Annotated in this window: 25 protein-coding genes; 9 read left to right on the top strand and 16 right to left on the bottom strand. The window is 71.5% G+C overall.

Annotation, left to right across the window (positions count from 1 at the left end):
* Positions 1–5: 5 nt before the first annotated feature.
* A complete protein-coding gene (locus OG841_RS04365) occupies positions 6–353 on the bottom strand; it encodes a hypothetical protein (protein WP_328642695.1) in 348 nt (115 codons plus the stop codon).
* A 173-nt stretch (positions 354–526) separates the two neighbouring features.
* On the opposite strand from OG841_RS04365, the gene OG841_RS04360 reads away from it, so the two are divergent.
* Complete coding sequence (locus OG841_RS04360) at positions 527–769, top strand: DUF5133 domain-containing protein (RefSeq protein WP_371563556.1); 243 nt, start codon at positions 527–529, stop codon at positions 767–769.
* Between the two features lie 23 nt (positions 770–792).
* Here OG841_RS04360 and OG841_RS04355 read toward each other — a convergent pair whose 3' ends face one another.
* Positions 793–1,767, bottom strand: coding sequence for a GlxA family transcriptional regulator (locus tag OG841_RS04355; RefSeq protein WP_365120624.1), 975 nt, complete (start codon positions 1,765–1,767; stop codon positions 793–795).
* Between the two features lie 181 nt (positions 1,768–1,948).
* On the opposite strand from OG841_RS04355, the gene OG841_RS04350 reads away from it, so the two are divergent.
* Both OG841_RS04350 and OG841_RS04345 read left to right on the top strand, forming a co-directional pair.
* A complete protein-coding gene (locus OG841_RS04350) occupies positions 1,949–2,404 on the top strand; it encodes a hypothetical protein (protein WP_328642697.1) in 456 nt (151 codons plus the stop codon).
* 117 nt (positions 2,405–2,521) lie between these two features.
* Positions 2,522–2,737, top strand: coding sequence for a hypothetical protein (locus tag OG841_RS04345; protein WP_037713967.1), 216 nt, complete (start codon positions 2,522–2,524; stop codon positions 2,735–2,737).
* A 7-nt stretch (positions 2,738–2,744) separates the two neighbouring features.
* Here OG841_RS04345 and tgmB read toward each other — a convergent pair whose 3' ends face one another.
* The 3 genes from tgmB to OG841_RS04330 form a co-directional block, all read right to left on the bottom strand.
* Positions 2,745–3,719, bottom strand: a complete 975-nt coding sequence (gene tgmB, locus OG841_RS04340; RefSeq protein WP_328642698.1) for an ATP-grasp ribosomal peptide maturase — start codon at positions 3,717–3,719, stop codon at positions 2,745–2,747.
* Between the two features lie 17 nt (positions 3,720–3,736).
* On the bottom strand, positions 3,737–3,928 hold the full coding sequence (gene tgmA, locus OG841_RS04335; RefSeq protein WP_031037338.1) for a putative ATP-grasp-modified RiPP: 192 nt from the start codon (positions 3,926–3,928) through the stop codon (positions 3,737–3,739).
* Between the two features lie 131 nt (positions 3,929–4,059).
* The gene (locus OG841_RS04330) at positions 4,060–4,377 is read right to left on the bottom strand and encodes a YkvA family protein (protein WP_057613089.1); all 318 of its coding nucleotides are present in this window, start codon (positions 4,375–4,377) and stop codon (positions 4,060–4,062) included.
* A 213-nt stretch (positions 4,378–4,590) separates the two neighbouring features.
* On the opposite strand from OG841_RS04330, the gene OG841_RS04325 reads away from it, so the two are divergent.
* Complete coding sequence (locus tag OG841_RS04325) at positions 4,591–5,622, top strand: hypothetical protein (RefSeq protein ID WP_328642699.1); 1,032 nt, start codon at positions 4,591–4,593, stop codon at positions 5,620–5,622.
* Here the strand turns inward: OG841_RS04325 and OG841_RS04320 are convergent.
* The 3 genes from OG841_RS04320 to OG841_RS04310 are packed head-to-tail and all read right to left on the bottom strand — an operon-like array spanning position 5,619 to position 9,287.
* Positions 5,619–7,748, bottom strand: a complete 2,130-nt coding sequence (locus OG841_RS04320; RefSeq protein WP_328642700.1) for a xanthine dehydrogenase family protein molybdopterin-binding subunit — start codon at positions 7,746–7,748, stop codon at positions 5,619–5,621. The two genes, OG841_RS04325 and OG841_RS04320, sit on opposite strands and share 4 nt — an antisense overlap.
* Positions 7,749–7,758: 10 nt before the next feature.
* Entirely contained in the window at positions 7,759–8,751 is a 993-nt protein-coding gene (locus OG841_RS04315) for an FAD binding domain-containing protein (protein ID WP_328642701.1), read from the bottom strand.
* Positions 8,748–9,287, bottom strand: a complete 540-nt coding sequence (locus OG841_RS04310; protein WP_328642702.1) for a (2Fe-2S)-binding protein — start codon at positions 9,285–9,287, stop codon at positions 8,748–8,750. Before OG841_RS04310 ends, OG841_RS04315 begins: the two co-directional genes overlap by 4 nt.
* Before the next feature lie 112 nt (positions 9,288–9,399).
* Between OG841_RS04310 and OG841_RS04305 the strand changes: the two genes are divergently transcribed.
* On the top strand, positions 9,400–9,954 hold the full coding sequence (locus OG841_RS04305; protein WP_371563547.1) for a maleylpyruvate isomerase N-terminal domain-containing protein: 555 nt from the start codon (positions 9,400–9,402) through the stop codon (positions 9,952–9,954).
* A 114-nt stretch (positions 9,955–10,068) separates the two neighbouring features.
* Here the strand turns inward: OG841_RS04305 and OG841_RS04300 are convergent, their stop codons facing one another.
* Complete coding sequence (locus OG841_RS04300; RefSeq protein WP_328642704.1) at positions 10,069–11,169, bottom strand: hypothetical protein; 1,101 nt, start codon at positions 11,167–11,169, stop codon at positions 10,069–10,071.
* 341 nt (positions 11,170–11,510) lie between these two features.
* Between OG841_RS04300 and OG841_RS04295 the strand changes: the two genes are divergently transcribed.
* Both OG841_RS04295 and OG841_RS04290 read left to right on the top strand, forming a co-directional pair.
* A complete protein-coding gene (locus OG841_RS04295) occupies positions 11,511–11,891 on the top strand; it encodes a PadR family transcriptional regulator (RefSeq protein ID WP_328643740.1) in 381 nt (126 codons plus the stop codon).
* Positions 11,888–12,892 (top strand): hypothetical protein, encoded by a 1,005-nt coding sequence (locus OG841_RS04290; RefSeq protein ID WP_328642705.1) that lies wholly within the window; start codon positions 11,888–11,890, stop codon positions 12,890–12,892. Before OG841_RS04295 ends, OG841_RS04290 begins: the two co-directional genes overlap by 4 nt.
* Here OG841_RS04290 and OG841_RS04285 read toward each other — a convergent pair.
* From OG841_RS04285 to OG841_RS04275, 3 genes are all read right to left on the bottom strand, one after another.
* Positions 12,876–13,370 carry a lamin tail domain-containing protein gene (locus tag OG841_RS04285; protein WP_328642706.1) on the bottom strand — a complete coding sequence of 165 codons (495 nt, stop codon included), beginning with the start codon at positions 13,368–13,370 and terminating at the stop codon, positions 12,876–12,878. The genes OG841_RS04290 and OG841_RS04285 overlap by 17 nt on opposite strands.
* An 83-nt stretch (positions 13,371–13,453) precedes the next feature.
* A complete protein-coding gene (locus OG841_RS04280; RefSeq protein ID WP_328642707.1) occupies positions 13,454–14,830 on the bottom strand; it encodes a glycoside hydrolase family 43 protein in 1,377 nt (458 codons plus the stop codon).
* A 169-nt stretch (positions 14,831–14,999) separates the two neighbouring features.
* Positions 15,000–16,340 carry a jacalin-like lectin gene (locus OG841_RS04275; RefSeq protein ID WP_328642708.1) on the bottom strand — a complete coding sequence of 447 codons (1,341 nt, stop codon included), beginning with the start codon at positions 16,338–16,340 and terminating at the stop codon, positions 15,000–15,002.
* A 285-nt stretch (positions 16,341–16,625) separates the two neighbouring features.
* Between OG841_RS04275 and OG841_RS04270 the strand changes: the two genes are divergently transcribed.
* Positions 16,626–17,531 carry a peptidoglycan-binding domain-containing protein gene (locus tag OG841_RS04270; protein WP_328642709.1) on the top strand — a complete coding sequence of 302 codons (906 nt, stop codon included), beginning with the start codon at positions 16,626–16,628 and terminating at the stop codon, positions 17,529–17,531.
* A gap of 10 nt (positions 17,532–17,541) precedes the next feature.
* Here OG841_RS04270 and OG841_RS04265 read toward each other — a convergent pair whose 3' ends face one another.
* A complete protein-coding gene (locus tag OG841_RS04265) occupies positions 17,542–18,927 on the bottom strand; it encodes an alpha/beta hydrolase family protein (RefSeq protein ID WP_328643741.1) in 1,386 nt (461 codons plus the stop codon).
* A gap of 157 nt (positions 18,928–19,084) precedes the next feature.
* Between OG841_RS04265 and OG841_RS04260 the strand changes: the two genes are divergently transcribed.
* A complete protein-coding gene (locus OG841_RS04260) occupies positions 19,085–20,062 on the top strand; it encodes an ABC transporter substrate-binding protein (protein ID WP_328642710.1) in 978 nt (325 codons plus the stop codon).
* 344 nt (positions 20,063–20,406) lie between these two features.
* Here the strand turns inward: OG841_RS04260 and OG841_RS04255 are convergent, their stop codons facing one another.
* The 3 genes from OG841_RS04255 to OG841_RS04245 form a co-directional block, all read right to left on the bottom strand.
* Positions 20,407–21,564, bottom strand: a complete 1,158-nt coding sequence (locus OG841_RS04255; protein ID WP_328642711.1) for an FAD-dependent oxidoreductase — start codon at positions 21,562–21,564, stop codon at positions 20,407–20,409.
* 155 nt (positions 21,565–21,719) lie between these two features.
* Positions 21,720–23,084, bottom strand: coding sequence for an FAD-dependent oxidoreductase (locus tag OG841_RS04250; protein ID WP_328642712.1), 1,365 nt, complete (start codon positions 23,082–23,084; stop codon positions 21,720–21,722).
* Positions 23,085–23,217: 133 nt separating this feature from the next.
* Positions 23,218–26,010: a SpoIIE family protein phosphatase gene (locus tag OG841_RS04245; protein ID WP_328642713.1), complete on the bottom strand. Its 2,793-nt coding sequence runs from the start codon at positions 26,008–26,010 to the stop codon at positions 23,218–23,220.
* Between the last annotated feature and the right edge of the window lie 244 nt (positions 26,011–26,254).

Raw genomic sequence — 26,254 nt, 5'->3', positions numbered from 1 at the left:
GGGCGTCACGCAGCGCTGCTCCGGGGCACCCGGCGGGGGCACGCCGAGTCGTGGTCGGTGCCGCAGCTCGTCCACCAGCGTTCACAGCACGCGGTGTCGAGCTCGGCACGGACGATGTCGTCGGCGGCCCCCGCACCGGGACCCGCCGCCCGCCTCCCGATTTCGGCCAGGGCACGCCGTTGGTCGCAGATCACGCTCTCCCGCACGATCGCGATGACCGGGACCAGGCTCGCGGCGGCGAACAGGCATACGGCCCACGGGGGGTCGTGACGCAGCGCGAGGACGGCGGTCCAGGCCAGTCCGGTGCTCGTCGCGAGGTAGAGGGCGCTGAGGAGGCATGCAGAGCGGTTCATGGGCGTATACCGTTCATGTGCGAGGGATGCCCCTTGTTCAACGGTTTGCGGCGCTTGGGGAAGCGGGTCCGACCGCACGGTATTGCGCCAATCGCGTGCCGGGCGGCACCGGATGGGATTGAGCCGGTGCAGATGGGGCATACGCAGCGAAAAATTCGAGAGAGGGGCGCTTCGTGCTCGTTCCGGACCCGAAAGCCGTCAGGACCCTGCTGACCCGGTATGCGTCATTGAGGATCGCTCAGGCGGAGAGGGAGAGACCGGCGGCGGCTCGTGAGCTGGAGGACGTCAGTTACACACTGTGCGTCATGATGGGCACCACCGACGTCCGTGAAGCGGTCGCCAGGGCCGACGCCCTGTTGCCGGCCGCCGGATGTGCGGACCCGGACGGCGAGAACAGCCTGCCATTGGCCGGGTGACACCGGGCCGGACCGGCGGGCGGTCAGGAGCGCGCCCCCGCCGGAACGGCCTCTTTCGCGTGAAAGGCCGCACGGTACGCCTGCGGAGTGGTGCCGACGACCCGGCGGAAGCGTTCCCTGAACGCCGTGGGGGAGCCGAACCCCGCCTGCCGCGCGATCCGTTCGACCGGGTGGCCGGTGTTCTCCAGCAGGTACTGGGCGCGCCGCACCCTGGCCCGCAGCAGCCACTGCAGAGGTGTGCTGCCCGTCTGTTCGCGGAATCGGCGGCTGAAGGTGCGCTCGCTCATTCCCGAACGGGCGGCCATCGCCCCCAGGGTGATCTCGTGGGCGAGGTTGTCCTCGACCCACTCCAGGACCGGCTCCAGCGTCGACCCCCGGGGCACCGGCGGGTGGTCGTACACGATGAACTGAGCCTGCCCGCCCTCTCGTTCGAGGGGCATCACCGACATCCGGGCGGCGTGCGCGGCGACCGCCGAGCCCAGGTCCCGGCGGATCATGTGCAGACACATGTCGAGGGCCGCCGCAGCACCCGCGGAGGTCAGGATCTGACCGTTGTCGACGTACAGCACGTCCGGCTGGACCTCGACGGCGGGGAAGCGCCGCGCCAGCTCGTCCGCGGCCACCCAGTGCGTGGTGGCGCGCAGCCCGTCCAGGAGCCCGGCCTCCGCCAGCACGAACGCGCCCACGCACACGGACGCGATCCGGGTGCCGGCCGCCGCGGCCTTGCGCAGTGCCGCCAGTGCGCGCGGGGAGGGCGGCCCGGCGGTGGGGGAGCAGCCCGGCACGATGACCGTGTCCGCCTCCGCGAGGGCGTCGAGTCCGTGCTCGACCCGCAGGGTGAAACCGCCGTCCGCGCGGACCTCCGGCGACTCGGCGCACAGCCGGACGCGATAGGCGGGGCGGCCGTCGGGAAGCCGTGTCCAGTCGAACACCTGCATGGGTGCCGCCATGTCGAACGGCACCACATCGTCGAGAACCAGGATCACCACGGAGTGCATGACCGCCACGATAAGCGGATTCCCGCCAGCGCCACGAGCACAGGATCGGATGGGAATCCGCTGTCGGAGGCGTTGGCGGGAATTCGTTGGAACCTGTCGTTTCAGCCCCTGTGTGATCACCCGGCGCATTCCTAGGGTGAGCGGGCACCGCCGACCGCACCGGAGAAGGACACGCCACCCCATGACCAAGTTCCTGCTGACCCTGCACGTCCTCGTCGCCATCGTCGCCGTGGGGCCGGTGACCGTCGCGGCCGGCATGTTCCCACCGGCGGCCCGCCGGGCCCACGCGGAGGAGGCCGGGGTCGGCACGGTACGGCTGCTGCACCGCATCTGCCGGGTCTACGCCGGCATCGGCATCGCGGTCCCCGTCCTCGGCATCGCCACCGGAGCCGCGATGGGCGTCCTGGGCGACGCATGGCTGACCACGTCCATGGCGCTGACCGCCGCGGCCGCCGGAGTCCTTGCCGCCTTCGTCCTGCCCCGGCAGGGCGAACTGCTCGAGGAACTGACCGGACAGGGAAGCGTCGAACGCCGCAGCACCGTCCAACTGGCCATGTTCACCGGCATCTTCAACCTTCTGTGGGCAACCGTGACCGTCCTGATGATCGTCCGCCCGGGGTCCACCACCGGCGCATGACCGCCCGCGAGCCGTCAAGCCCGACACCGGAATTCGTACGCCGGTGCGTGGAGGCGCCTAGACTCGTCAACCGTGCCCATGCGCGTGGGCCCGCGAAAACGAAAGGCGCGTTGACGGGTGTTCCAGGATTCCCCCATCTACGACCGACTCGTCGCCGAGCGCGGCGACGTCCCCGCTCTCACCCGCAGGGAGGCCGAGCGCGTACGCAGGGAACTGGAGTACGTCATGCGGCCGCTGCAGTCCCTCATGCCCCCGCCCGTCCCCGAGCGGCCGGCCTCGCCCGGTCAGGGATGGGTGCCGGCCCTTCCGCCCGCCGCCCCGCGGCCCTACTGACCCGAACTCAGGACACCGTGGTGTTCGCCCCGTTGGCACGGGAGCGCGGGTCCGGACCGGGCCTGGCCAGCCACTCGGCGATGCTGCGCGCGATCGGCTGGCCCGTCTCCACCTCGACGAAGCCGAACTGTCCCGACTGATTGCACTCCAGAAACCACCAGGTCCCGTCCCCGTCCTCGGCGAAGTCGAAGGCGCCGTAAGCCAGTTCGGCCGCCCGGAGATAGTCCCGGACGGCGGCGGCCACCCGCGGCGGGACATCGACGGGTTGCCAGGAGGAGGTGGCCGGGGCGAAACGGACGTCCACCTCGTCATCGTCGCCGGTGAGCTTCCGGGCGGCCAGCATGGTCTCGCCCACCACGGTCAGGCGTATGTCGGCCCGTTTGGCGACCCGCCGTTGCAGCAGCGTGGGGCCGAACGCGACAGCCGAGAAGTCGGCGTCCGGTGCGACCCGGCTGGTCGGCACCGCCCTCGGCGGGTCCTGCGGGTGCGCGCCGGAGACCGACTTGACCACCAGGTCGGGATAGCGCTCGGCGAACTCCCGGGCGGCCTGCGGGAACGTCGTCACGATCGTGGCCGGGACGGGCAGTCCGCAGCGCTGGGCGAGCCGTAGCTGCCAGGGCTTGTGACGGGCCCGGCGGGCCGCGTCGGGGTGGTTCATCCAGTGGGCGTCACTGCCCCGGAGCATGCCGTACAGCGCCTGGGCGGACTCCTCGGTCAGCCACTCGGAGGGCGCGGCCGCCCGCGCCGCGGGGGTGCCCGGGCGGCGCACCCAGATCGAGCGCAGCCCGGAGATGCCCACCAGGCGGCCGCCGGCCGACAGGTGGCCGCGGAAGGTGCCGTGCACGTACTCCCCGGACAGTGCGACACCGTCGGTCAGGTCGGCCGGGTCGAGCCGGACCACCGGTACCCCCGTGGCGTTGAGGTGTACGACGACCATGTCGGCCGTCACGTCCTCTTCGCAGGTAAGAATCAACACGGTCATCGGTCGGCGACCTGTGTTCAGTCGTCGAAGTGAGTCTTGGAGCCCGCCGTGGAGGTGGTGGTCCCCAGTTCCCTCATCAGCGCGTGGTCGCGGGCCGCGACCCGGCCGTCCATGAGCACGTTCAACTGCAGCCCGGAGTCGTAGACGTACGGAGTGGTCGCCTCCAACGTCGCTGCCGGACGTGCGTAGTTGAGCGCGAACGGTTGCATCGTCTCTCCCTCGCCGGTACTGCCTCTCACCGACGGCCTCTCCCCACGACGCCGTCAGGTCAGCCGACTTCCTTCGGCTTCCAGAGACTTATACGAATCGAACGAGTGATTGGTTTCCTTACACTGCGTAATCACGGTCGGCGGGATGTCTCCCGGTCCCGTCCGTCGAGCCGCAGCGCCGCCCGGTCGGCGGGGGAGCCGCGCAGGGTGCGCAGGGCGAGCAGCAGGACACCGATGTCGTCGAGGTACACCGGGTCCGGCACCAGATCGGTGGGCAGGACGAAGTACAACAGGGCGCCCCAGAAGACCCAGCGGGGCCCGGTGGGGAGCCCCGCCCGTCGCAGACCGCGCCGGGTTCTCACGAGTCGCACCAGCAGTCCCACGGCCACCGCCAGCGCCAGCGCTGCGAGCACCGCGACGACGACGATCAGTGCTGTGGTCGAATCCACGGGCCGACCTCCTCCTCCGGGCGCCATGCGGCGCGCTGTCTGACGGATTCCCGCATCCGGCCCCGCTAAGGCTCACCGAAGGTCGGCACTCACACCCATGGCTCATCCGAGTGGCACGGCGTCGTGTACCCGCTTACGAATGGGTCATCTCAACGTCGCGCTCGCACGACGGGGGCGCGTAGGAGCGACCGCACTCTTTGTCTGGAGCAGAGCATGACCACCGGCCCGTCAGCAGCTCACCCGAACGATTCCGCCATACCGATGGACGGCTCGTACGGCGATCCCGTCGGCGACCTGGTGCGTGCCGCCGTGGCCGACCGTCCCCTGGAGGACGTCGTCCATCTCATCACCCTGCTGGAAGAGTCGCCCCAGTACGCGCAGGCCACCGGTGCGGCCCTGCGCGCCGTCGGCGTCGACCGGTCCGTGGAGGACGTCACCCGGCTCGTCGCCCTGCTGACCCGGCCACCACGGGACCCGGGCAGCGCCGACGAGGCGATCCGGGCCGCCGCCGAGTCCCGTCCGGTGGAGGAGGTGACCCGACTGGTGGCCCTGCTGAACCGGTCCGAACTGCAGCCCCACTGCGGTCAGGAGGCGGTGCGCGCGGCGGCGACCGGCCGGCCCGTGGAGGAACTCGTCGAGCTCATCGGACGGCTGGCGACGGAAAGGCCCCCGCCGCCCCCGCAGCCGTCGTACGAGGCGTACGACGGGGAGGGACGGCCCGTACCGGAGCTGCCCTGGATGCCGGGTTTGAGCGTGTTCCCGGCCCCGCCACCGCATCCCCCAGCCCCGAGGTGGCCCCGAAAGGCACCGGCGTGGCCGGGCAGGATCGCCGCCCTGGCGCTGCTGGTCTGCGGTGTCCTGTGCTTCCCCGTGCAGCAGTACGGGGCGTCCCTGCAGGTGTACGGATTCGCGCTCGGGGTGTCGGTCCTGTGCGTCCTGCTCGCCGTGCTGATGATCCGGCCCACCCTTCCGGTCCTGGTCCTCGCGGTCGTCGTGCCGGCCGGAGTGGCCGCGGGCCAGTTGCTCGACGGGCGGTTCCGCTCCGACGGGCTCGCCCGGGCCCTGGAGTTGCCGCTCGCGCCGGCCTGGCTCGCGGGGACGGTGGCCGCGTGCGCGTCCCTGTCCGCGCTGACCGCGTTGGTGGTGCACCTCGCGTCGCCGACACCGCCGAACGGCGTCCTCACGGAGCGGCGAACGGCGGAGCCGGTCCGTGGTGAGGCCGCCGACGCTCCGCTGGCGCCCTAGCTCGCTGAAGAGCCGCCCCTCTCCCGGATACCGCTCAGCACGCGGTCCGGCGTGAGAGGCAGCTCGCGCAGGCGCACGCCGGTGGCGTGGAAGACGGCGTTGCCGATCGCGGCCGCCGTCCCCACGATGCCGATCTCCCCGATGCCCTTGCTGCCCATCGGGTTGAGGCGGGAGTCGTCCTCGTCGATCCAGTGCGCCTCGATGTCCGGCACGTCCGCGTGCGTGGGCACGTGGTACGCGGCCAGATCGGACTCGGCGAAGTCACCGAACGCGGCGTCCAGTGTGCTGCCCTCGGTCAGCGCCATGCCGAGCCCCATGGTCATGCCGCCGACGAACTGGGAGCGGGCGGTACGGGAGTTGAGAATGTGCCCGGCGGCATACACCCCCAGCAGCCGTCGGACCCGGGTCTCGCCGGTGACCGTGTCGACGGTGACCTCCGCGAAGTGGGCGCCGAAGGCGTGCCGGGCGAAGGGGCTGTCGGCGTCAGCCCGGCCGGCCGTGTCGGCACGGACGTCGATCCCCTCGGCAGGCAGCGGCCCTTCGGCGAGGCGATCCGCGAGCCGGGTGCACGCCTCGTGCACCGCCCAGCCCCAGGAGGCGGTGCCTGACGAGCCGCCTGCCAGCGACGCGGCGGGCAGGTCGCTGCTGCCCACCTCGGTCCGCACGCGGGCCACCGGTACGGCGAGCGCGTCCGCGGCGATCTGCGTGAGCACGGTCCGGGCGCCCGTGCCGATGTCGGTGGCGTTGATCCGTACCAGGAAGGTCCCGTCGGGCAGGGCCCGTGCCGCCGCCGTGGACGGCTGCACCAGAACGGGATACATGGCGGCCGCGACCCCCGACCCCACCAGCAGTGGGCCCTCGGTGCGGGAGCACGGCCGTGGGTCCCGCTCGGCCCAGTCGAAGCGCCGGGCGCCCTCGCGCAGACACTCGACCAGGTGCCTGCTGCTGAAGGGCTTGCCGCTGTCCGGCTCGGTGCCCGGCTCGTTGACGATCCTCAACTCCACCGGGTCCATGCCGAGTTCGGTCGCCAGTTCGTCCATGGCCGACTCCAGGGCGTACATGCCGGGAGCCTCGCCGGGGGCCCGCATCCAGGACGGGGTGGGCACGTCGAGCGGTGCCACGCGGTGCGCCGTTCGGGAGTCGGCGGCGGCGTACATCACGCGTGCGGGTACGGCGGCCTGCTCCACGAACTCCTTGATCCGCGAGGTGTGGGTGGTGACCTCGTGGATCAAGGAGGTGAGCCGTCCGTCGGGGTGGGCCCCGAGGCGCAGTCGGTGCAGGGTCGGGGCCCGGTGGCCGACGACGGCGGGCAGAAAGCGGCGGGGGAGCGCCAGGGTGACCGGCCGTCCGGTGTGCCGGGCCGCCATCGCGGCGAGCACCACGTCCGGACGGGGTGTGCCCTTGGACCCGAAACCGCCGCCCACGTGCTCGGCGAGAACGGTGACGTGTTCCTCCGGGAGGCCGAACAGGCCGGCCAGGACGGTGCGTACGGCCGTGGAGCCCTGGGTGGAGGTGTACAGCGTGAGCCGGCCGTCGTGCCACTCGGCCGTCGTGGCGTGCGGTTCCATCGGGTGGTTGTGCAGCGGAGGCACCCGGTAGTCGACGTCGACCCGGACCTCGGCGGTCGCGAACACGCCCTCGGGGTCGCCGTGTTCACGGTTTCCCGGGTATCCGCCGTTGGCCTGCTCGGGGGCGTACGCGTCCGGATGCGTGGCGGTGAGGGTGACGTCGTGGTCCTCCACCGCGTACTCGACGCGCACGGCGGCGGCACCGGCGCGGGCGGCCTCCAGGGTCTCGCCCACCACCAGGGCGACGAACCAACCGCGGTGCGGGACACGGGAGTCGCGCAGGACGCCGAGCGTGGCGTCCTCCGGCTCGGACAGCCTCGGCGCGTTCTGGTGGGTGAGCACCGCCAGGACCCCGGGCACGGCCAGAGCGGCCGCGGTGTCGATGCCGGTGACCCGGCCCCGGGCGATCGAGGCGGGCACGGGCCAGGCGTGGGCCCGGCCGGGACAGGGCTGTTCGGCGGCGTAGCGGGCGGTGCCGGTGACCTTCTCCCGGCCCTCGCGGCGCTCGACCGGAGCGCCCAGAGCGGTGGCGGAAGCAGGGGCGGTCGTGGCGTCCACGGCGTCCTCCTCAGGTCCGGGCGGCGGCGGTGAGCCGGGTCAGGACGTCCAGGGCGAGCGAGCGCGCCAGGGGCAGCTTGTAGGCGTTGTCCCGCAACGGCTCGGCGGCGGAGAGTTCCAGGTCGACGGCGTGCTCGAACGCGGCCGCCGTGGGCGCGGCGCCCACCAGCGCCTGCTCGGCCCGCCGCGCCCGCCACGGCCGGTGCGCCAGCGCGCCGAAGGCGATCCCGGCCTGGTCGACCACCCCGTCCGTCACCCGCAGCACGGCGGCCACCGAGGCGAGGGCGAAGGCGTACGAGGCCCGGTCCCTGGCCTTGCGATAGGCGGACGGCAGCCCGGCCGAGGCCGCCGGAAGCAGCACGCCGGTGACGAGTTCGCCGGGGAGGATCTCGGTGTCCCGCTCGGGATGTTCCCCCGGCAGGCGGTGGAATGCGGCCACGGGCACGCTCCGGGCGCCCTCGGTGCCGTACAACTCGACGCGGGCGTCCAGCGCGGCGAGCGCGACGGCCATGTCAGAGGGGTGGGTGGCGATGCAGTGCGGGGAGTGCCCGAGCACCGCGTGGTCCCGGTGCACGCCCTCACGTGCGCCGCAACCACTGCCCGGCGCCCGCTTGTTGCAGGGTTTGGAGACGTCCTGGAAGTAGGGGCAGCGGGTGCGCTGGAGCAGGTTGCCGCCCGTGGTGGCCGCGTTGCGCAGCTGCCCCGAGGCGCCCGCGAGCAGGGCCTGGGTGAGGGCGGGGTAGCGGGCGCGGACGGCCGGATGGGCGGCCAGGTCGCTGTTGCGGACCGTGGCGCCGACGCGCAGCGAGCCGTCCGGGAGCTCCTGAACCTCGTCCAGGGGGAGGCGGCTGACGTCGACGAGCGTCTCCGGCCGTTCGACGCCGAGCTTCATCAGGTCGACCAGGTTGGTGCCGCCGCCGAGGTAGCGGGCGCCGGGACGGGCGGCGACGAGCTCGGCCGCCTCTTCGGGGCTGGTGGCCCGTACGTAGTCGAAGGTCTTCACCGGATCACGTCCTCGACCGCGTCGACGATGCGTGGATAGGCGCCGCAGCGGCACAGGTTGCCGCTGAGGCGCTCGCGGATCTCGTCCCGGTCCAGCGGTACGGGGCGGCCGGCCGGCGTCTCGCCGGTGACGCGCGAGGGGTGGCCCGCCGCGGCCTCGTCGAGCATGCCGAGCGCCGAGCAGAGCTGGCCGGGGGTGCAGTAGCCGCACTGGAAGGCGTCGCGGTCGAGGAAGGCCTGTTGCAGGGGGTGCAGTTGCTCCCCGTCGCCGCCGAGACCCTCGACGGTCCGGACCTCGCTCCCGTCCAGGGCGACCGCGAGCAGCAGACAGCTGTTGACCCGGCGCCCGTCCACCAGGACCGTGCAGGCCCCGCACTGACCGTGGTCACAACCCTTCCTGGCACCCCACAGGTCCAGATCCTCGCGCAGGACGTCGAGCAGGACGCGCCGGTGGTCCACGAGGAGGGTGTGGGGTTTCCCGTTGACCGTGAGCGTCGTCTCCGAGCAGGTGGCGTTGTCGCTGTTCTCGCCGCTCATGATGACGGTGACCTTCCGGACGGGCCGAGGTGCTGTCCCCACCGCGTATCCACAGCGGGCCCACCGACACCTCCCGTCACCCCGGGAAAAGAGCCCCGCCTAGGCTGGCGCCATGAACGCAGACGTCTTGCGCGCCGCCTACGAGGCCTTCGCGGTCGTCGTACGCCCCCTCGGGGACGAGGAGTCCTGGCGGCCCACCGGCTGCGCGGGCTGGGCGGTGCGCGACCTGGTCTTCCACTGTGCCGGGGACGCCCAGCGGGCCCTGGTCGCCCTGCACACGCCCGCGGCGGGACCGCCCGACCGGGACGCCGTGACCTATTGGCGGGACTGGGCGCCGGACCCCGCCGGCGCGGCGAACGGACGGCGCTGGAACCGGGTGAGCGCCAGCATGTTCCTCGACTTCCGCCAGTTGCGCGACCTGTACCTGGAGACCACCGCGGCCGCCGTGAACGCCGCCGCGGACGCCCGGCCGGATCTGCGGGTCGCCACGCAGGGCCATGTGCTGACGGCCGGGGACCTCGTGCTCACCCTCGCCGTCGAGGCCACCATCCACCACCTCGACCTCGTCACCGACCTGCCGGAGGCCGTCGGACCGTCCCCGGCCGGCCTGGCCGCGGTGCGCGCCACCCTCGACGGTCTCCTCGGCCGGCCCGTTCCGCTCGACTGAAGTGACGAGCACTACGCCCGCGCCGCCACCGGACGCACACCGCTCACGGACCCCGAACGCCTGGCCCTCGGAGCGGACGCGGACCGCTTCCCGCTGTTCAGCTGATCTGCCTGTTCAGCTGATCTGCTGGTCCGAGTCCTCGTCGCGGGCCGCGGGCTTCAAGGTGCCCTTCCAGCGCCCGAACGTCCGGGAGAGCTGCTGCAACGGCGAGGTGGCCTCCGGATCCGCACGGGGCTCCGGTGCCGGGGCGTTCTCGCGGTAGATCGCCAGCGCCTCGTTCGCCCGCTCGGCGGCCTCCCGGTACAGGTCCCGGGACTTCGTCATGGCCTCCAGCGCATCGGCGTACATCGTCACGAGCGCGCGCTCGCGTGCGAGTTCCTCCTGCAGCGTCAGCAGCTGCCACTGCTCCCGCAGAGAGGTCACCGCCGCCCAGGCGTCGTCCGGCAGCGGCTTGGGCATCATGGCGTAGCGCGTCACGGTCGCGATGAGCTCGGTGGGCTCAGAACCGTCGAGGAACACACTGCGTACGGAGAAGTCCTGGCCGTCGTAGCCGGGCGGCACCGGCGTCCCGGGCAGCACCACGGCACCGCCGCGCGGCACCTCCACGCCGAAGTCCTTCACGGCCCAGTTCAGGACCCGCAGCTGGTGCGGCTGCGCCCGGTGCTCGACCACGCGGTGGCGCAGACCGGGCGGGACCATGTCCGCCAGCGGGCGGCGGCCGCGCTGGTCGGTGGTCATGGCCTCGTGGACGACGACATGCACGGCCCAGCTGCCCCGCACGGCCTGCCGGAGCAGTCGCCGTACGTCCTTGTCCTCCTCGGGCAGCACGCTCAGGTCCCTCAGGCGCAGCCCTGTGGCGGCGTCACGGTCCCAGAAGACGTCCGCGCTGTCGGGCCAGAACATGGTCGCGGGCGACGGCCAGCGCAGATCCCACGGTTGCTCCGCCTCGGCCGCCAGCACCCAGTCCTGTCCGCCGCTCGACACGGGGGAGAGCGAGAGCCGGGCCCTGACGGTCACCTCGTCGGCGACCCGCCAGCGGGCCTCGAAGACGCGGTCCGGGTCGTCCCCGGTCCTGGACGGCTCCTGGAAGTCGTCGAGGGTCGCGCTCTCCTTCAGTCGCTCCAGGGTGTGGCGCAGGACGTCGGCCGCGTCGGATCCGAGATGGCGGCCGCGGGCCAGCCAGACGGTGGAAGGTGCCGTGGGAGTGCTTGACATGAGTCCATCTGTGAGAAGGAGTGGTGCGTGCCGGGGCCAAGTATCGTCGCCGCCGACCCGTACGGACCAGGCGGGGTCCGGCAGGCGGACACGTCCGGTGTGCGGTGCCCGCCGACCCATGATCTGCCCCGCGCACACGGGGCGCACACGTTCCGCACAGAGCGGCCGCGCTTCACTCGTGCCCCGTTCGGGACCCCGCACGCCAAAATGACCTCCCGAACAGGGCCCGCCCACCATCCGCATTGAGGCGGGCCCTGTTCGCCGTTCCCACCCGATCGTGCGTTTCGGCTCGCTGAATATATCGGGAGCCGATATATTCTTGTTTCATGGCACCGAGGAACATGACACAGGCGGCGTTCTTCGTTCTGACCGCCCTCGCCGATCAGCCGCGGCACGGCTACGGCATCCTGCGCGAGGTCGAGGAACTGTCCGAAGGGGCCGTACAGATGCGCGTCGGCACCCTCTACGGCGTACTGGACCGGCTCACCGCCGACGAACTGATCGTGCTGGACCGCGAGGAGGTGCAGCAGGGCCGGCTCCGGCGCTACTACCGCCTCACGGACGAGGGCACCGCGGCCCTGGACGCCGAGGCGGAGCGGTTGGCCGCCGGAGCCAGCGCAGCGAAGAAGCGCATCGCCGACGGGCGGCGTACCCCCGGAAGTGCTCCTGGAACGACCGGCGCGCCCGCCCCGGGCCACGGACTCGCCGGAGGTCTGGCATGACGACGTTGCTCGAGGCCCGTTACCGCTCCGTCCTGCGGCTGCTGCCCGCCTACTACCGGCGCGAGCGCGAGGAGGAAATGGTCGAGACCTACCTCTGGGACGTCGACCAGGAGACCCAGGACCAGAGCCGGCCCACCCTCGGCGAGGTGGCGAGCATCGTCGCGCTGGCCGTGCGCAGCAGGCTCGGCGCGGGCGGCGTGCCCCGCCGCTACGCCGTGCTCGGCTCGGCCGTCCGCCTCTTCGCGCTCTTCGCCGTGCTGCTGCAGGCGGCGTCCGCCGTGGTCGACCGGGTGCTGGGACTGACCTGGGCGTCGACCCGTGGCGGGAGCCAATGGGACATGTTCACGGACGGCTTCACCGGTCACGGCGTGTGGGCCGGCGCCGTCGCGGCCGCCCAGTGGTTCCTGCCGTTGCTGTGGACGGTCGCCTACTTCGCCCTCCTGCGCGACCACCGCCGCCTCGCCCAGACGTCCGCGCTCGTGGCGGCCCTGCCGACGCTGTTGCCGCTGGTCGATCTCTGGGCTCGCGACTTCGCCCCCTCGGACTCCGCCTATGTCGTCGCGGCCGCCGTGCTGGCCTGTTCGACGGCGCTGGCGCTCTGTGCGGCCCATCACCGCGACGCGCCCCCGGCGGCTCTTCCCATGAGCGCGCCCGGCCTGGTCTTCGCCGCCTGCTGCGTGCTGATGGGCGGCTCCGTGGTGGCACTGCCCGGCGGGGTCGACACCGTCTGGGCGCTCGTGACGTGCTACCTCGTGACGGCCCTCGTCTGGCTGCTGTACCGCGCGCGGGGCGAGAACCGCGTCCCCGCCGAAGAGGCCGCGGCTCTCGCGGCGCTGGGTCTGCTCCTCCTGGCGGTCCGGATCACCGCGGTCTACCCGTGGCTCGACGTCCTGCCCGGCGCGTTGCGCGTGGGTGTCCTGACCCAGGCGGCGGCCCTGGTCGCACTGACCGCCGCGCTGGCCGTCGTGAGCGGACGCGACCTGCTCAGCCGTGGTACGTGATGTACCCGTTGCCGTCCCGGTCGTTGGCGCTCTTGGTGTACGCGTGGGTGTCGGCGTGCGCCCCCGAGGGCTTGTAGAGGTAGATCGTGTCCTTGTCGTTGTTCCAGATGAAGTTGCAGTTGTTGCGGTAGACGACGTTGTTCGCGTCGGAGTCGGTACCGCGGCCGCCGCGCAGCTTCACGTAGTCCCCGGGCTGGAGCGTGTGGTTCTTCGTGAACGTGAACTTGTTGGTGCTGGTGGAGTCCCTGACGACGTACCCCTTGAGGTTCACCGTCGCGGTCCGCGAGTAGTTCTTGATCGTCAGATACTCCTCGTCGGTGTTGCCGGTGGCGCAGCTGTTGGAGTCCCTGCCGGGGGCGTCGTACTGGACGCCCTTGATCTTCAGCGCCGACGAGTACTCGGCGGCGTGGGCCGGGACCGTGGCCAGCATGGTCAGCGCGCCTGCGGCCGCGACCACGGCTATGTGTCCTCCGCGCATGGAAAAGCCCCCCTGTGAAGGTCTCGTGAAGAAGACCTGGAGCGTATACAACGCGGGGCGCCAAGGGGGGCTTTTCGGTTGAATCAGTAACCTACTCGGAATGTGGCGTCCTGCTTCTCGGTGGTGGTGGAGACGGGGTCGATGCGCAGGACGTAGTTGGAGTGGCGGATGTAGCGGGTCGGGTTGTTGTACGAGCGGAAGGAGGCCCAGCTCGCGTCCGCCAGGCCCGCCGTACGGTAGAAGGTCGCGTCACCGGCGAACGTCGACGTGCCGTCGTTGGCGTCGAGTTGGAGGGCGTAGTTGTAGTGCCGCAGGTAGCGGTCGGGGTAGTTGACCGACCGGAACGACACCCCGGAGCTGTCGGCCAGGCCAGGGACGAGGGTCCACAGGGAGTCCTTGTACGGCTCGACCGGGTACTCGTCGATGCGGCCCACGTAGTCGTGGTGGCGGACGTAACGGGCCGGGTAGTTGTAGGACTTGAGCCGGTTCCAGGCCGGGGCGCCCCACTTCGCGAGCAGGTTGTTGTACTCGGTCGTGGTGATCGTCGCGATGCCGCAGTGCTTGGAGTTGACCGGCTGGGTGTAGGTCTTCTGGTCGAGGGCGGTCCAGGTGCCGGAGGCGAGGCTGCCGGCCTGCCAGGCGTAGAAGACGCCGTTGGGCGTGTAGGTGTCTCCCCAGAGCCACCAGGTGCCGGAGCTGAGGGACTTGACCACGGTGGGGGCTTCGGTGCCGCCGTGGGCCACACCCGCGCTGTACTCCGTGAAACTGCCCGGGTTCAGGGTGGTGGATCTGGCGCTCACCAGGGTCTGGTTCTTCTTGAAGAAGAGGTAGTTGTAGCCGTTCACGCCCACGGCCATGTCGCCGTCGATGACGTCGTAGCCGGGGTCGAAGAACACCTGCGGGGCCGAGGCGGTGACGAAGTCGCTGGTGTAGTTGACCATGATCACGTTGTGGCCGCTGGAGTTGACCGCGGAGTAGATGACCGCGTACTGGCCCCGGCCCGCGTCCCAGAAGGCCTCGGGCGCCCAGCTGTGGGTCGTCATGTCGTGCAGCTTCAGGCGCCGGTAGCCGGTGAAGGTGCGCAGATCGGCGGAGTCCCAGACGTGGATGTACTGGCTGTTGTAGCTCCAGTCGGTGCCCTTGAGGTCGGTGGCGAGCACGACGAACGTGCCGTCCTGCCTGCGCATGAGGAACGGGTCGCGCAGTCCGAGGGCGCCGGCGGTGGGGGTGACCAGGGGGTTGTTCTGGTTGAGCGGCGTCCAGTTCAGCCCGTCGGGGCTGACGGCCAGGTGCAGGCCGTAGTCGGTGCCGTCGCCGAGGTTGGTCGACTCGGTGAAGTACACCATCGCGTACGCCGAGTCGGCGGCCTGCGCGGTGCCCGCGCCGAGCGTCAGGGCGAGCGGCACGGCGGCCGTCATGCCCAGGAGGCCGCGGCGGGACAGGTGGGGGTTTGCGCTCATCTTGCTCTCCAAGGTGGCGTGCGGGGGCACCTCAATGACCGGTATTTCGAACAGAGTTCGGTAAATCGATCAGAAAGTAGGGCCTGGCCATGAGCGCGTCAATCGTCCTGCCACTCTTTTGTGATTCCTGTGCGCCCCGGGGCGCGGGAGCGCCCCGGGGTGAGTGGGGTCAGCGCTGGGTGTAGATGAAGCCGACCTTGTCGACCTCCTCACCGCCACGGCCGTGGAACCCGGCGATCTGCCAGCCGGTCGGCGCGGTGCGGGTCACGCAGTCGGAGGTGGTGGTGCCGCCGGTCAGGGTGCGGCCGAGGTTGGTCGTGAACCTGGCGTAGAAGATCCGTGTGTGGCCGTCCTTCTCGGCCTGGCACAGGTTCGCCGTGGTCACGTACTCGCCGCTGCCGAGCGTGAGGGAGGACGCGGTGCCGCCGGTCCCGCCGTGGGCGAGGGTGGTGCCGTTGGACAGGGTCAGGCTCAGCTGGTCGATGCGGGAGCCGGCGCGCAGGGCGACGGTGGTGGCGCGGGCGCCGGCGGGGACGCTGTCGATGTCGTTGTAGTAGTCGCCGTGCGGGCCGCCGTACTGGTCGCTGAGCTGGTAGGCGGCGTTGCGTGACCAGGTGAAGCCGACGCTGATCGGGTCGTGGTCGGAGAGCATCAGCCCGGCGTCGGTGAGGAACTTGGCGTGTTCGTTGTTGTACGCGGTGGCGTTCAGCGAAACGAGTTTGCTGCTGCGGTAGAGGACTTTGTCGACGACCTCGCAGGTGTTGGGGACGGTGGGGCCCGTCTGGTCGCAGACCAGGGCGTCGCTGCCCTTGGCGGGCGGGGTGCCGCCGCGGATGAGCTTCACCCAGGGGTCGGTGAGGCCGTTGGCGGCGGCGAACTCGGCGATGGTGTCGCCGGAGCGTGTGTAGCGGGTATTGGTGTCGCCCATGACCACGACGGCGTTGCCTGCGGAGTGGGTCTGGATGAAGGCGGTGAGCTGGTTGAGGTTGTCGGCGCGGGAGGCGAGGTCGCCGTCGTTGGTGCCCGCGTTGGTGTGCAGGTTGTAGAAGTCGACGTAGACGCCCTCGGCGAGGCGCTCGCGCATGAAGGTGAAGCCCTTGGGGGTCAGACAGTCGCCCGAGTCCACCTGGCAGGAGTTCCAGCGCACCCGCTCGAAGTCGTCCCCGTCGTAGGGGAGTTTCGAGAGGGTGTTGAGGCCGCTGCCGATGCCCGCGCCGCCGCTGGTGGGGGTGCGGTAGGCGTGGCTCGTGTCGCCCGCGTAGAGGTAGGCGTGATAGTTGAAGTCCTCTTCCACGTGGACGATGTCGTAGGGCGCTATGCGCTGGCCGATCGCCGTCGTGCTCGACTCGCGGGGTGTCGAAGCGCTGGAGACGGCCTCGGGCAGGCCGGCGACGTTGTAGCTGAGGACGCTGAAGCTGCCCGAGTCGGCGGCCGTGGCGGAGGGGGCGGCCGCGGTGAGGCCGCCGAGGACGGCGGTGGTCGCCGCCAGGGCGGCGAAGAGTCTGCGCATGGGGAGTGTCTCCTGACGGAGTGGCGCGGGTGAATGGAGCGGGTGGGACAGAAGTTACCGCCGGTTACCCCATGTTGTCGCGGTCTCGTGTACCCCTTTGCCGCCAAGTCCCCTGCCGCTGACCGGCTGTTGGGACCTCACGCCCGCCACCGTTCATCTCTCCTTCACGCGCGATGGCTGAATCTCGGCCCTGCGGACGCCATGGCTCCAGATCGATAAGAGTTGTGGAATTTCCGCATGGCATATCTGTCTACGATATGAAGATCGTAGGGAGAGGGAACGCGCGTGAGTGAACCACCAGTCCTCGTCTGCCCGGAGTGCGGGGCGCCCAGGGCAGCGGACGGCACTCCCTCCTGCACCTGCGCGCACCGCGCCTCCGAGGCCCACCTCGAGTCCCGTACCGCCGAGGCGGCGGCCGCGGAGGACTTCGACCCGGTGCGCATACGGCCCTTCGTGGAGGTCGGCGAGGAACCGGCGGACCCGGTCGGCGAGTCGGAACCGGCAGGCCTGACAGGGGACTTGGGTGAAGTCACCGAGGTCGCGACGGACGCGGAAGAGGAGTCTCTGCGGCAGTCGTCCGAGGTGCCCCCGACCGCCGGCACCCCCGACCGTCGGAGGCGGCGGACGGTCATCGTCGCCGGGGCGGGAGCGGCCGCCGCCGTCCTGGTCGCGGGTGGTTTCGTCGGCGGGTTCTTCACCTACGACGGCCCGGCACGGGACGGTTCCGTGGTCGGCGGGGTGCGCGCGGGTGTACCGGAGTCGCAGCCGTCGTCGAGCGGTCCGTCCGTCACCGCTTCTTCTCCTACGGCCATCTCGACACAGTCGTCCCGGCCGCCCTCCTCCTCGCCGAGCGCGGAGTCCGGCGACAGCGCGTCCCCCACGGGTACCGCCACCCCGACCGGGATCCCGTCGAGCGCCGCCGCCACCGCCACGGTGGCCCCCGGCCCGACTGCGTCGAGCGGCCGGCCGCCTGTCCTCGGTCTCGGCGACCAGGGGCCCGAGGTCGTCGAACTCCAGCTCCGCCTCCGGCAGGTCGGCATGTACGACGGGGAAGCCGACGGCGACTTCGACCAGCAGGTCCAGAGTGCGGTGCGCACCTACCAGGTCACCCGCTTCGTCCTTCAGGACGAGTCCGGCGTGTACGGCAAGGCGACGCGCACGTCACTCGAGTCCGAGACCTCGGAGCCGTGACCGTCGACGGCTAGGTCCGGTGGCCGTCGGAAGGGTGGGCCCGGTCGTAGGGGCGGGGGTAACGGGCGGGGGCGTACGGGAGATAGCGGGCCGGTGATCCCGGATCGGCCTCGGCGGCACGTGAGTTGAGGGCGGCGGGTTCGCTGCCCGTCCAGTGGCCGGTCGCGATCCGGTCCTCCAGTGCGTGCAGGGCGGCGATCTGCTCGCCGGGGCTGAAGGTGCAGTGGCCCGCGTTGTCGACATAGCGCTGTCGCAGCAGGGGTGCCGAGCCCGCGGCCGAGGCGGCCCGGCGGTAGGCGCTCTCGGACTGTACCGGGATCAGCGCGTCGCCGGTGGTGTGGATGTTGAGCTGGGGCTTGCTGAGGCGGCCGGTGAAGGAGCTGGTACGGCTCATCCAGTCGACGGCCTTCCTGTCGGCGTGGGTGCGCGGGGACCTGTCGAGCGTGTTGAGGTCGGACTTCAGGGAGAGGCCGGCCTTCGTGTACAGCTCCTTGACCTCTTTGAGGTAGGGGGAGTTGCGGAGGATCGCGTGGTAGTCGACCCCGGAGTTCCACGACATGGTGCCGCCCGCCCGGGACTCGGCCTCCTGGCGCCAGACGAAGGCGGGGAACTTCACCAGCCCGACGACGGCCTGGTACTGGCCGGACTGCTGGGCTTCCCAGTCGGTGGGCGCGGGCCGGGGCTGTGAAGAGTCGTTCCAGCCGGGGATGTTGTGCAGGGCAGCGGCGAGCGCGATACGGGCCCGGCCGTCGGCGCTCTGCTGCGCCTCGGTGAGGACGGCGGCCATGGCGTCGGACGCCTGGGTGGCGGCGGCCGGGCTCGGCAGTCCGGTCAGCCGGATCCCGGAGCCGGGCGCGAGGAGCGTCTTCAACGCGAAGACCGGATCCAGCGTGCTGTTCCAGTTGGCGACGCCGCCCTGGACCAGCCCGCACATCGACAGCGACCCGGTGAGACGGTGCGCGTGGCGCTCCGCGAGGGCGGTCGTGACGAGGCCGCCGTAGGACGTGCCCCAGGCGATGGTGCGCCCGGCCCGCCCGAAGCGGGCGGTGAACGTGTCGAGGGTGGCGAGCTGGTCGGGCACGGCCTCGGTCACGGCCCAGCCGGTGGTGGCGTACGAGGACCCGATGAGCGCGTAACCCTGCTTCAGCAGCAGCGACTTCGTGGTGTCGTCGGGCGCGTTGCGTGCCGCGTTGGGGACGCCGGACGGCGTGTAGCCGTGGCTGTAGAGGAGGACCGTGCCGTTCCAGCCGGCCGGCACATCCATGAGGTAGGTCGCGCCGGACGGCAGTTGGCCCTCGACATGGACGTCCTCGGCGGCGTGGGCGGCCGGGGTGAGGGGAGCGGCGAGCAGCAGTGCCGCGACGGTGACGAGCGTACGGGTGCGGATGCGGTGCATCACGAGACGTGGGCTCCTTGGGGGGCAGTCCGTATTTTCCTGCGGTCGGGGGGACTGACACCGGCGAAAGTAGGCGTGTACATTGCGGGCGTCAATGATGTGCACAACATCAGTGGACGGGTCGTGAGGCGTTCTGGCGCCTCGTCAGGAGGGCCCCATGCAAAGGCGTGTGCTCGGACTTGCCGTTGCGGTGGTGACCCTCGCGGGTGCCGCCGGATGCGGATCGTCGGACTCCGGGAGCGGCGGCACGTCCTCCGCGGGCGGAGCGAAGAAGACCCAGGTCACGGTTGGCGTCATCCCCATCGTCGACGTGGCGCCGCTCTATCTCGGGCAGAAGAAGGGGTTCTTCGCCAGTCGCGGGATCGAGCTGAAGATGGTGACCGCGCAGGGCGGCGCGGCGATCATTCCCGGAGTGGTGAGCGGTCAGTTCCAGTTCGGCTTCAGCAACACCACGTCCCTGATGCTCGCGCAGACCAAGGGCGTCCCCGTGAAGTCCGTGGTCAACGGGGCCGCTTCCAACGGCAAGGTGGGGGCCGACGTCACCGGTGTCCTGGTGAAGAAGGACAGCGCGGTGAAGTCCGCGAAGGATCTGGCCGGACGCTCGGTCGCCGTGAACACCCTCCAGAACATCGGCGACACCACGGTCCGCGAGTCGGTGCGCGAGGACGGCGGCGACCCGGCGAAGGTGAAGTTCGTCGAGATCCCCTTCGACCAGATGCCGGCCGCGCTGGACGGCGGTCGTGTGGACGCCGCGTGGATGGGTGAGCCGGCCCAGACGGTTGCCAAGGCGCAGGGCGCCCGGGTCATCGCCTCGCCCTTCGCCGAGACCGACCCGAAACTCACGGTGGCGACCTGGTTCACCTCGACGAAGATCGCGCAGCAGAACCCCGACCTGGTGAAGAAGTTCACCGAGGCCATGACGGAGTCGCTGAAGTACGCCACCGGCCACCCGGACGAGGCCCGGCAGATCCTCACCGTCTACACCAAGATCAGCGGCGATGTACTGACCAAGCTCATCCTCCCGAGCTGGCCGCCCCAGGTCGACACGGCCTCGCTGGAGAAGCTCGCCGCCCTCGGTGAGCAGGACGGCATCTTCGGCGGCAAGAAGCCGGACATCCAGGCGCTGTTCTCCTGAGGGGGCAGCCCTTGGGGCGCCGCCCGCTGCGCCGCGGAGCGGGCTCGGCGCCGCCCGGCACGGCCCCTCCGCGAAGCCACGGCACTCGGTGTCGCTGAGGCCGGCCGTCACGAAGGCCCATCGCTGGGGTGACCGGCCCGGCTCAGCAGGGGGCTCCGACTCGCATGACGAACGCCGTCCGGGTCAGGTCGGGGACGAGCCGCACGGAGTTTTCCAGGTGCCGGCGCACCGCGGACGCGGCCGGGCAGATGTGCGTCACGGCCGCCATCTGGGCCCGGCGAATCGGGAAGCCACCGAGCTTCCCGCCGCGAGCCTCTCCCGAGGGCGTCGCTCCCTCGCAGCCGCTAGCCCTTCTCCACCTGCCGCTCGGCCCAGAGGTCCCCGCCCCACTCCAGGAGCCGGGCGAGGTCCTCGTCGGAGGGGCGGGCGGCGACCGAGGGGGTGTGAGTGCCCCGGGAGATGTTGCCGCTGACGGTGATGTTGTGCTCCACTCGCGGGCGGCGGAGGCTCTCGTAGAGGGCGAGTGCGGCATCCGTGTCCGGCGCGTCCCGCAGGGACTTGGCGAGGATCACGGCGTCCTCCAGGGCCATGGAGGCGCCCTGGCCGGTAGCGGGAGAGGCCGCGTGGGCGGCATCGCCGATGAGCAGGGTCCGCCCGGAACGCCAGGCGGTGCCGGTGGGGATCTCGGTGGCATGGGTGACCAACAGGTCGTCGCCGGTTGCCGCGACGAGGTCGGCGGCCGGCGTGGTGTCCTTGCGCAGCAGCGGCAGCAGCAGGTCGCGCCAGTGTGCGGGCGTGCCCAGCGCCAACTCCTCGGCGGGCAGCGGGTCTCCGGTCACCCGGGCGAACCAGTACGTCTCCCCGTCGGGCGACACCGCGTAGCCGAAGGCGGACCCGCTGCCGCGGACCATGGTGATGCACGCGTCCGGCCCGGGAGGGGACGCGGCGCGCGTGTAGCCGTAGAAGACGTACTGGCCGGCGTAGAACGGCTGCGTCCCGGGCGAGATCGACTGTCGTACGGCGGAGTTCAGGCCGTCGGCGCCGATCAGCAGGTCGCCGGTCGCGGTGGTGCCGTCGGCGAAGTGCGCGGTGACGCCGTCGGGGCCGTCCTCGACGGAGGCGAGCCGTGCGCCGTGCCGGACGGTGATCCCCCGGCGCGCGGCCTCGGCCTGGAGCGCGGTGTTGAGGTCGCCGCGGCGCAGGCACCGGTAGCGCAGCAGCGGGTCGGAGGCCTCGCCCATGGGCGCCTGCGCCATCTCGGTGCCTGTGTCGTCCATGACCCGCAGCGAGGTCAGCGGGAAGCCGATCGCCGTCACCGCCGCGGAGGCGTCCAACTGGGCCAGGGCGCGCATGCCGTTGCTCGCCAGGGTGAGGAACGCGCCGATGTCCTCGGCCGAGTCCGGATGGGCCTCGTGCACGGCGGTCTCGAAGCCCGCCTTGTGCAGCGCCAGAGCCGCCGCCGTACCGGCGATGCCACCGCCGATGACCAGTACGCGTGTCACACCCGCCCCGTTCGTCCCCGTCCGCCCGCACGGTCGTACGGACACGGAAGGAACGACCGGACGGCGGCGAGGGTTCCGTGAACAGCGCGACTGAACAGCGCGACGCAGGTCGCGCCGCCCTTGCGAGGCGCGGCACGACCGGCGTCGCGTGCGGATCAGGCGCCGCTCTCGCGCAGCATGTCCTCGCGCTCGACGAGCTTCACGCGTGCGCGGCCCTGCGGCTCGCCCAGCGCCTTCTCGGCGGCGTCCAGCTTGTACCAGCCCTCCCAGGTGGTGAAGCGGACGCCACGCTCACCGAGGAACGCGTCCACGGCCTCCGGCTCGGGCGAACCCGGGGTCTGCAGACGGTCGTTCGCGAAGTCGTCCAGGAGGTTCGAGACCGTCTCGTTGGCGTCGCCCTTGGTGTGGCCGATCAGGCCCACCGGGCCGCGCCGGATCCAGCCGGTGACGTACGTCGACTGCAGGTGCTCGCCGCTCTCCTGCATGACCCGGCCGCCCTCGTCCGGGACCGTGCCCGAGTCGAGGTCCCAGGGCAGCTTGGGCAGCTTGTCGGAGAGGTAGCCGACCGCGCGGTAGACCGCGGTGACGTCCCAGTCCTTGAACTCGCCGGTGCCCTTGACGTTGCCGGTGCCGTCGAGGGCGGTGCGCTCGGTGCGCAGACCGACGACCTTGCCGTCCTCACCGAGGATCTCGGTGGGCGACTCGAAGAAGTGCAGGAACAACTTGTGCGGACGGTCGCCGACATCGCGGATCGCCCAGTTCTCCAGCGTCTTGGCGACCATGTCGGCCTGCTTGTTGCCGCGCCGGGTCTCGATCGAGCCCGCGTCGTAGTCGATGTCCTCGGGGTCGACGATGACCTCGATGTTGGGGGAGTGGTCCAGCTCGCGCAGTTCCATCGGGGAGAACTTCGCCTGCGCCGGGCCACGGCGGCCGAAGACGTGGACCTCCAGCGCCTTGTTGGCCTTGAGACCCTCGTGGACGTTCGGCGGGATCTCCGTCGGCAGGAGTTCGTCGGCCGTTTTGGCCAGGACGCGCGCCACGTCGAGCGCGACGTTGCCGACGCCGAGGACGGCGACCTTCTCGGCCTCCAGGGGCCAGGTGCGCGGCACGTCCGGGTGGCCGTCGTACCAGGAGACGAAGTCGGCGGCGCCGTACGAGCCGTCGAGCTCGATGCCCGGTATGCGCAGCTCGCGGTCGGCGGTCGCGCCCGTGGAGAAGATCACGGCGTCGTAGAACGCGCGCAGGTCGTCCAGGCTGATGTCGGTCGGGTAGTCGACGTTGCCGAAGAGGCGGATCTGCGGCTTGTCGAGCACCTGGTGCAGGGCCGTGATGATGCCCTTGATCCGGGGGTGGTCCGGAGCCACGCCGTAACGGATCAGTCCGAACGGGGCCGGCATCCGCTCGAAGAGGTCGATGGAGACACCGGGTGCGGTGGCCACATCCGACTTGAGCAGCGCGTCGGCGGCGTAGATCCCGGCGGGGCCGGCTCCGACGATGGCTACCCGCAGGGGGCGGGGCATGATCAGGTTCCCTTCGAGCGGTGACAGATCAACTCGAGGGAAGCCTAAGCTAAGGCAAGCCTAAGTCGGTACGCGGGTCCGGTCTATGGGCTCATAAGATCACCTTATGAGTGTCGAAGGCCCTCAAACCGGGTCACGGCAGCGGCTGTTCGGCCCAGATGACCTTGCCGTCCGGGGTGTACCGGGTGCCCCAGCGGTCGCTGAGCTGGGCGACGAGGAAGAGGCCGCGGCCGCCCTCGTCGGTCATCGCCGCGTACCGCAGATGCGGTGAGGTGCTGCTGCTGTCGAAGACCTCGCAGATCAGGGTGCGGTCGTACAGCATGCGCACATGGATGGGGTCGCCGCCGTAGCGGATGGCGTTGGTGACGAGTTCGCTCAGGATCAGCTCCGTGGTGAACGCGAGCTCGTCCAGGTCCCAGCGGGCGAGCTGCCGGGACACCGCCGCCCGGACGTCCGAGACGGCCGCGGGGTCGGCGGGCACCTGCCACTCGGCGATCCGGTCGGCGGCGAGCGCCTGGGTGCGGGCCACGATCAGCGCGATGTCGTCGGTGGCGCGGGACGGCGGCCGCGCGTCCAGTACCGCCCGGCAGGTGTCCTCGGGCGAGGGTCCCGCATGCTCCAAGGCCGTGCGGAGCAGCTCCAAGCCCACGTCGATGTCGCGCTCGCGGTCCTCCACGAGCCCGTCCGTGTAGAGCACCAGGCGGCTGCCCTCGGCGAGTTCCAGGTCGGCCGTCTCGAACGGCAGGCCGCCGAGGCCGAGCGGGGGACCGGCGGGCACGTCGGGGTACTCGACGCTGCCGTCGGGGTGGATGAGGGCGGGCGGCGGATGGCCGGCCCGGGCGATCGTGCACAGCCGGGAGACCGGGTCGTAGACGGCGTACAGACAGGTGGCGCCGGTGACGGGGGAGTCGCCGCTCTCCTCCGCCTCGTCCTGGTCGATCCGGGCGACCAACTCGTCGAGCAGCGCGATCAGTTCGTCGGGCGGCAGGTCGAGCGCGGAGAAGTTGTGCACCGCCGTCCGCAGCCGCCCCATCGTGGCCGCGGCGTGCAGCCCGTGGCCCACGACGTCGCCGACCACGAGCGCGACCCGCGCACCGGACAGCGGCAGTACGTCGAACCAGTCGCCGCCCACCCCGGCCTGCGCGGGCAGGTACTTGTAGGCGATGTCCAGGGCGTCCTGCTCGGGCAGCCGGCGCGGCAGCAGACTGCGCTGGAGCGTCACCGCCATGGTGTGCTCGCGGGTGTAGCGGCGGGCGTTGTCGATGGAGACCGCGGCCCGGGTGACGAGCTCCTCGGCGAGGGCGACCTCGTCGGTGTCGAAGGGCTGCGGCTTGTCCGAGCGCCAGAAGCTGACGGTGCCCAGGACGGTGTCGCCGACCCGCAGGGGGACGGCGATCAGCGAGTGGATGCCGTACTCGATGACCTGGGCGGAGCGCTCCAGGTCCTGCGCGCGCCACCCGGTGGCCTCGGCGAGACGCGGCTCCAGGACGGCCCGGCCGCTGCTGATGCCGCGCGCCTGGGGAGCGGAGTCGCCCAGGGGGATCCGCTCGCCGACCTTGTACAGCGGGGCGTCCCCACGGATCCCGCTGAGCGCGGTGCGGCGCAGGGTGGTCGCCGCCTCCGGCTGGCCGCCGCTGAGCACCGCGTCGAACAGGTCGACGGTGGCGAAGTCCGCGAACCGCGGCACGGAGAGCTCGGCCAGTTCCTCGGCGGTGCGGGTGACGTCCAGGCTCGTTCCGATGCCCACCGTGGCGTCGTACAGCATGTCGAGGCGCTCGCGGGCCGCCTCGGCGCGCCCGGACAGGGCGCGCAGCTCGGTCGAGTCGCGCAGGGTGGCGACGCTGCCCGGTGGGCCGCCCTGGATGTCGGTGGGCCGCTGGTTGACCGCCAGCAGCCGGTCCTTGACCCGGTGCACCTCGTCGGTCGCGATCCGCCCGGAGGACAGCAGCCCGGCGGTCTCGGGAGGCAGGGAGAGGTCCATGACGTGCCGGCCCTCGGCGTCGGCGGGCAGGTCGAGCAACCGGTGCGCCTCGTCGTTGGCGAGCAGCAGCCGCCCCTCGCCGCCGACGATGAGCACGCCCTCCCGGACGGCGTGCAGGACCGCGTCGTGATGCTCGTACATGCGGGTCATCTCGTGCGGACCCAGACCGTGCGTCTGGCGCAGCAGCCGTCTGCTGACCAGCGCGGTGCCGCCGGTGGCGAGGGCGAGTCCCACGGCGGCGGCCATCAGGAGCAGCGGCAGCTGCTGGTTCGCGGTGCCGCCCACCTTCGCCGTGGTGATGCCGGCCGACACCAGGCCGACGACCTTCCCGTCGTCCGCCTTGACGGGGACGACGGCCTGCACGAGCGGACCGATGGTTCCGGTGATGGACTCGGTCACGACGCCCCCGGCCAGTGCGGGGGCGATGTTCCCGACGAACTTCTTCCCGATGCGGTCCGGCTTGGGGTGTGTGTACCGGATGCCGTCGGTGTTCATGACGACGATGAAGTCCACGTCGGTCGCCCGGCGGGCCGCCTCGGCGCGCGGCTGGAGCACCGCCGACGGGTCGGGGGAGCTGAGGGCCTCCACGGTGCCCGGCGCGTTGGCGAAGGCCTCGGCCACGGCGACGGAACGGTTGCGGGCTTCGATGGTGCTGTCGTGCCGCACCTGGAGCACCAGGGCGACCACCGCGGCCACGACGAGCAGCAGGACGATCACGACCTGCAGGACGAACACCTGTCCGGCCACACTGCGACCGCCGACCGCCGCCCGCAGGGCTCCCGGCCACCGTCGTGTCCGGGCTCCGTCCCGCTCCACCCGCGTGGGCGAACCGCCCCTCAGCGGGCCCTCGTGCTGGTCGTGAGCGGGGTCGGGTGTCTGGGGCGGGCGGGGGCCGCCGGGGCGACGGGCCGACCCGCCCCCGGAACGGCCCGGGAGTCGGACCATGTGCCCATGTCTACACTGCCGCGCCCCAGGAGGCGAGGGGCGTCACACGGTGTGACAGAACAGCCACAGACCCTCCTCGGGGCGGTACGGGCGGGGGTGTGGTGCGCCGGGTGGTGAGCAGTGGCGCGATGTCGTGCGGGCGTGCCGGGCGGTCGTTGCTGCCGCGCCTCGGGAGGCGGGGGGCGTCACGTGGTGTGAGAGGACAGCGGCAGGCTCTTCTCAGTGGGGTCGGGGCGGGGGTGTG

Origin of the sequence: Streptomyces canus, from assembly GCF_041435015.1 — a bacterium.
GTDB classification, from domain to species: Bacteria; Actinomycetota; Actinomycetes; order Streptomycetales; family Streptomycetaceae; genus Streptomyces; species Streptomyces canus_G.
This window is presented reverse-complemented; position numbering and strand designations above follow the sequence as displayed.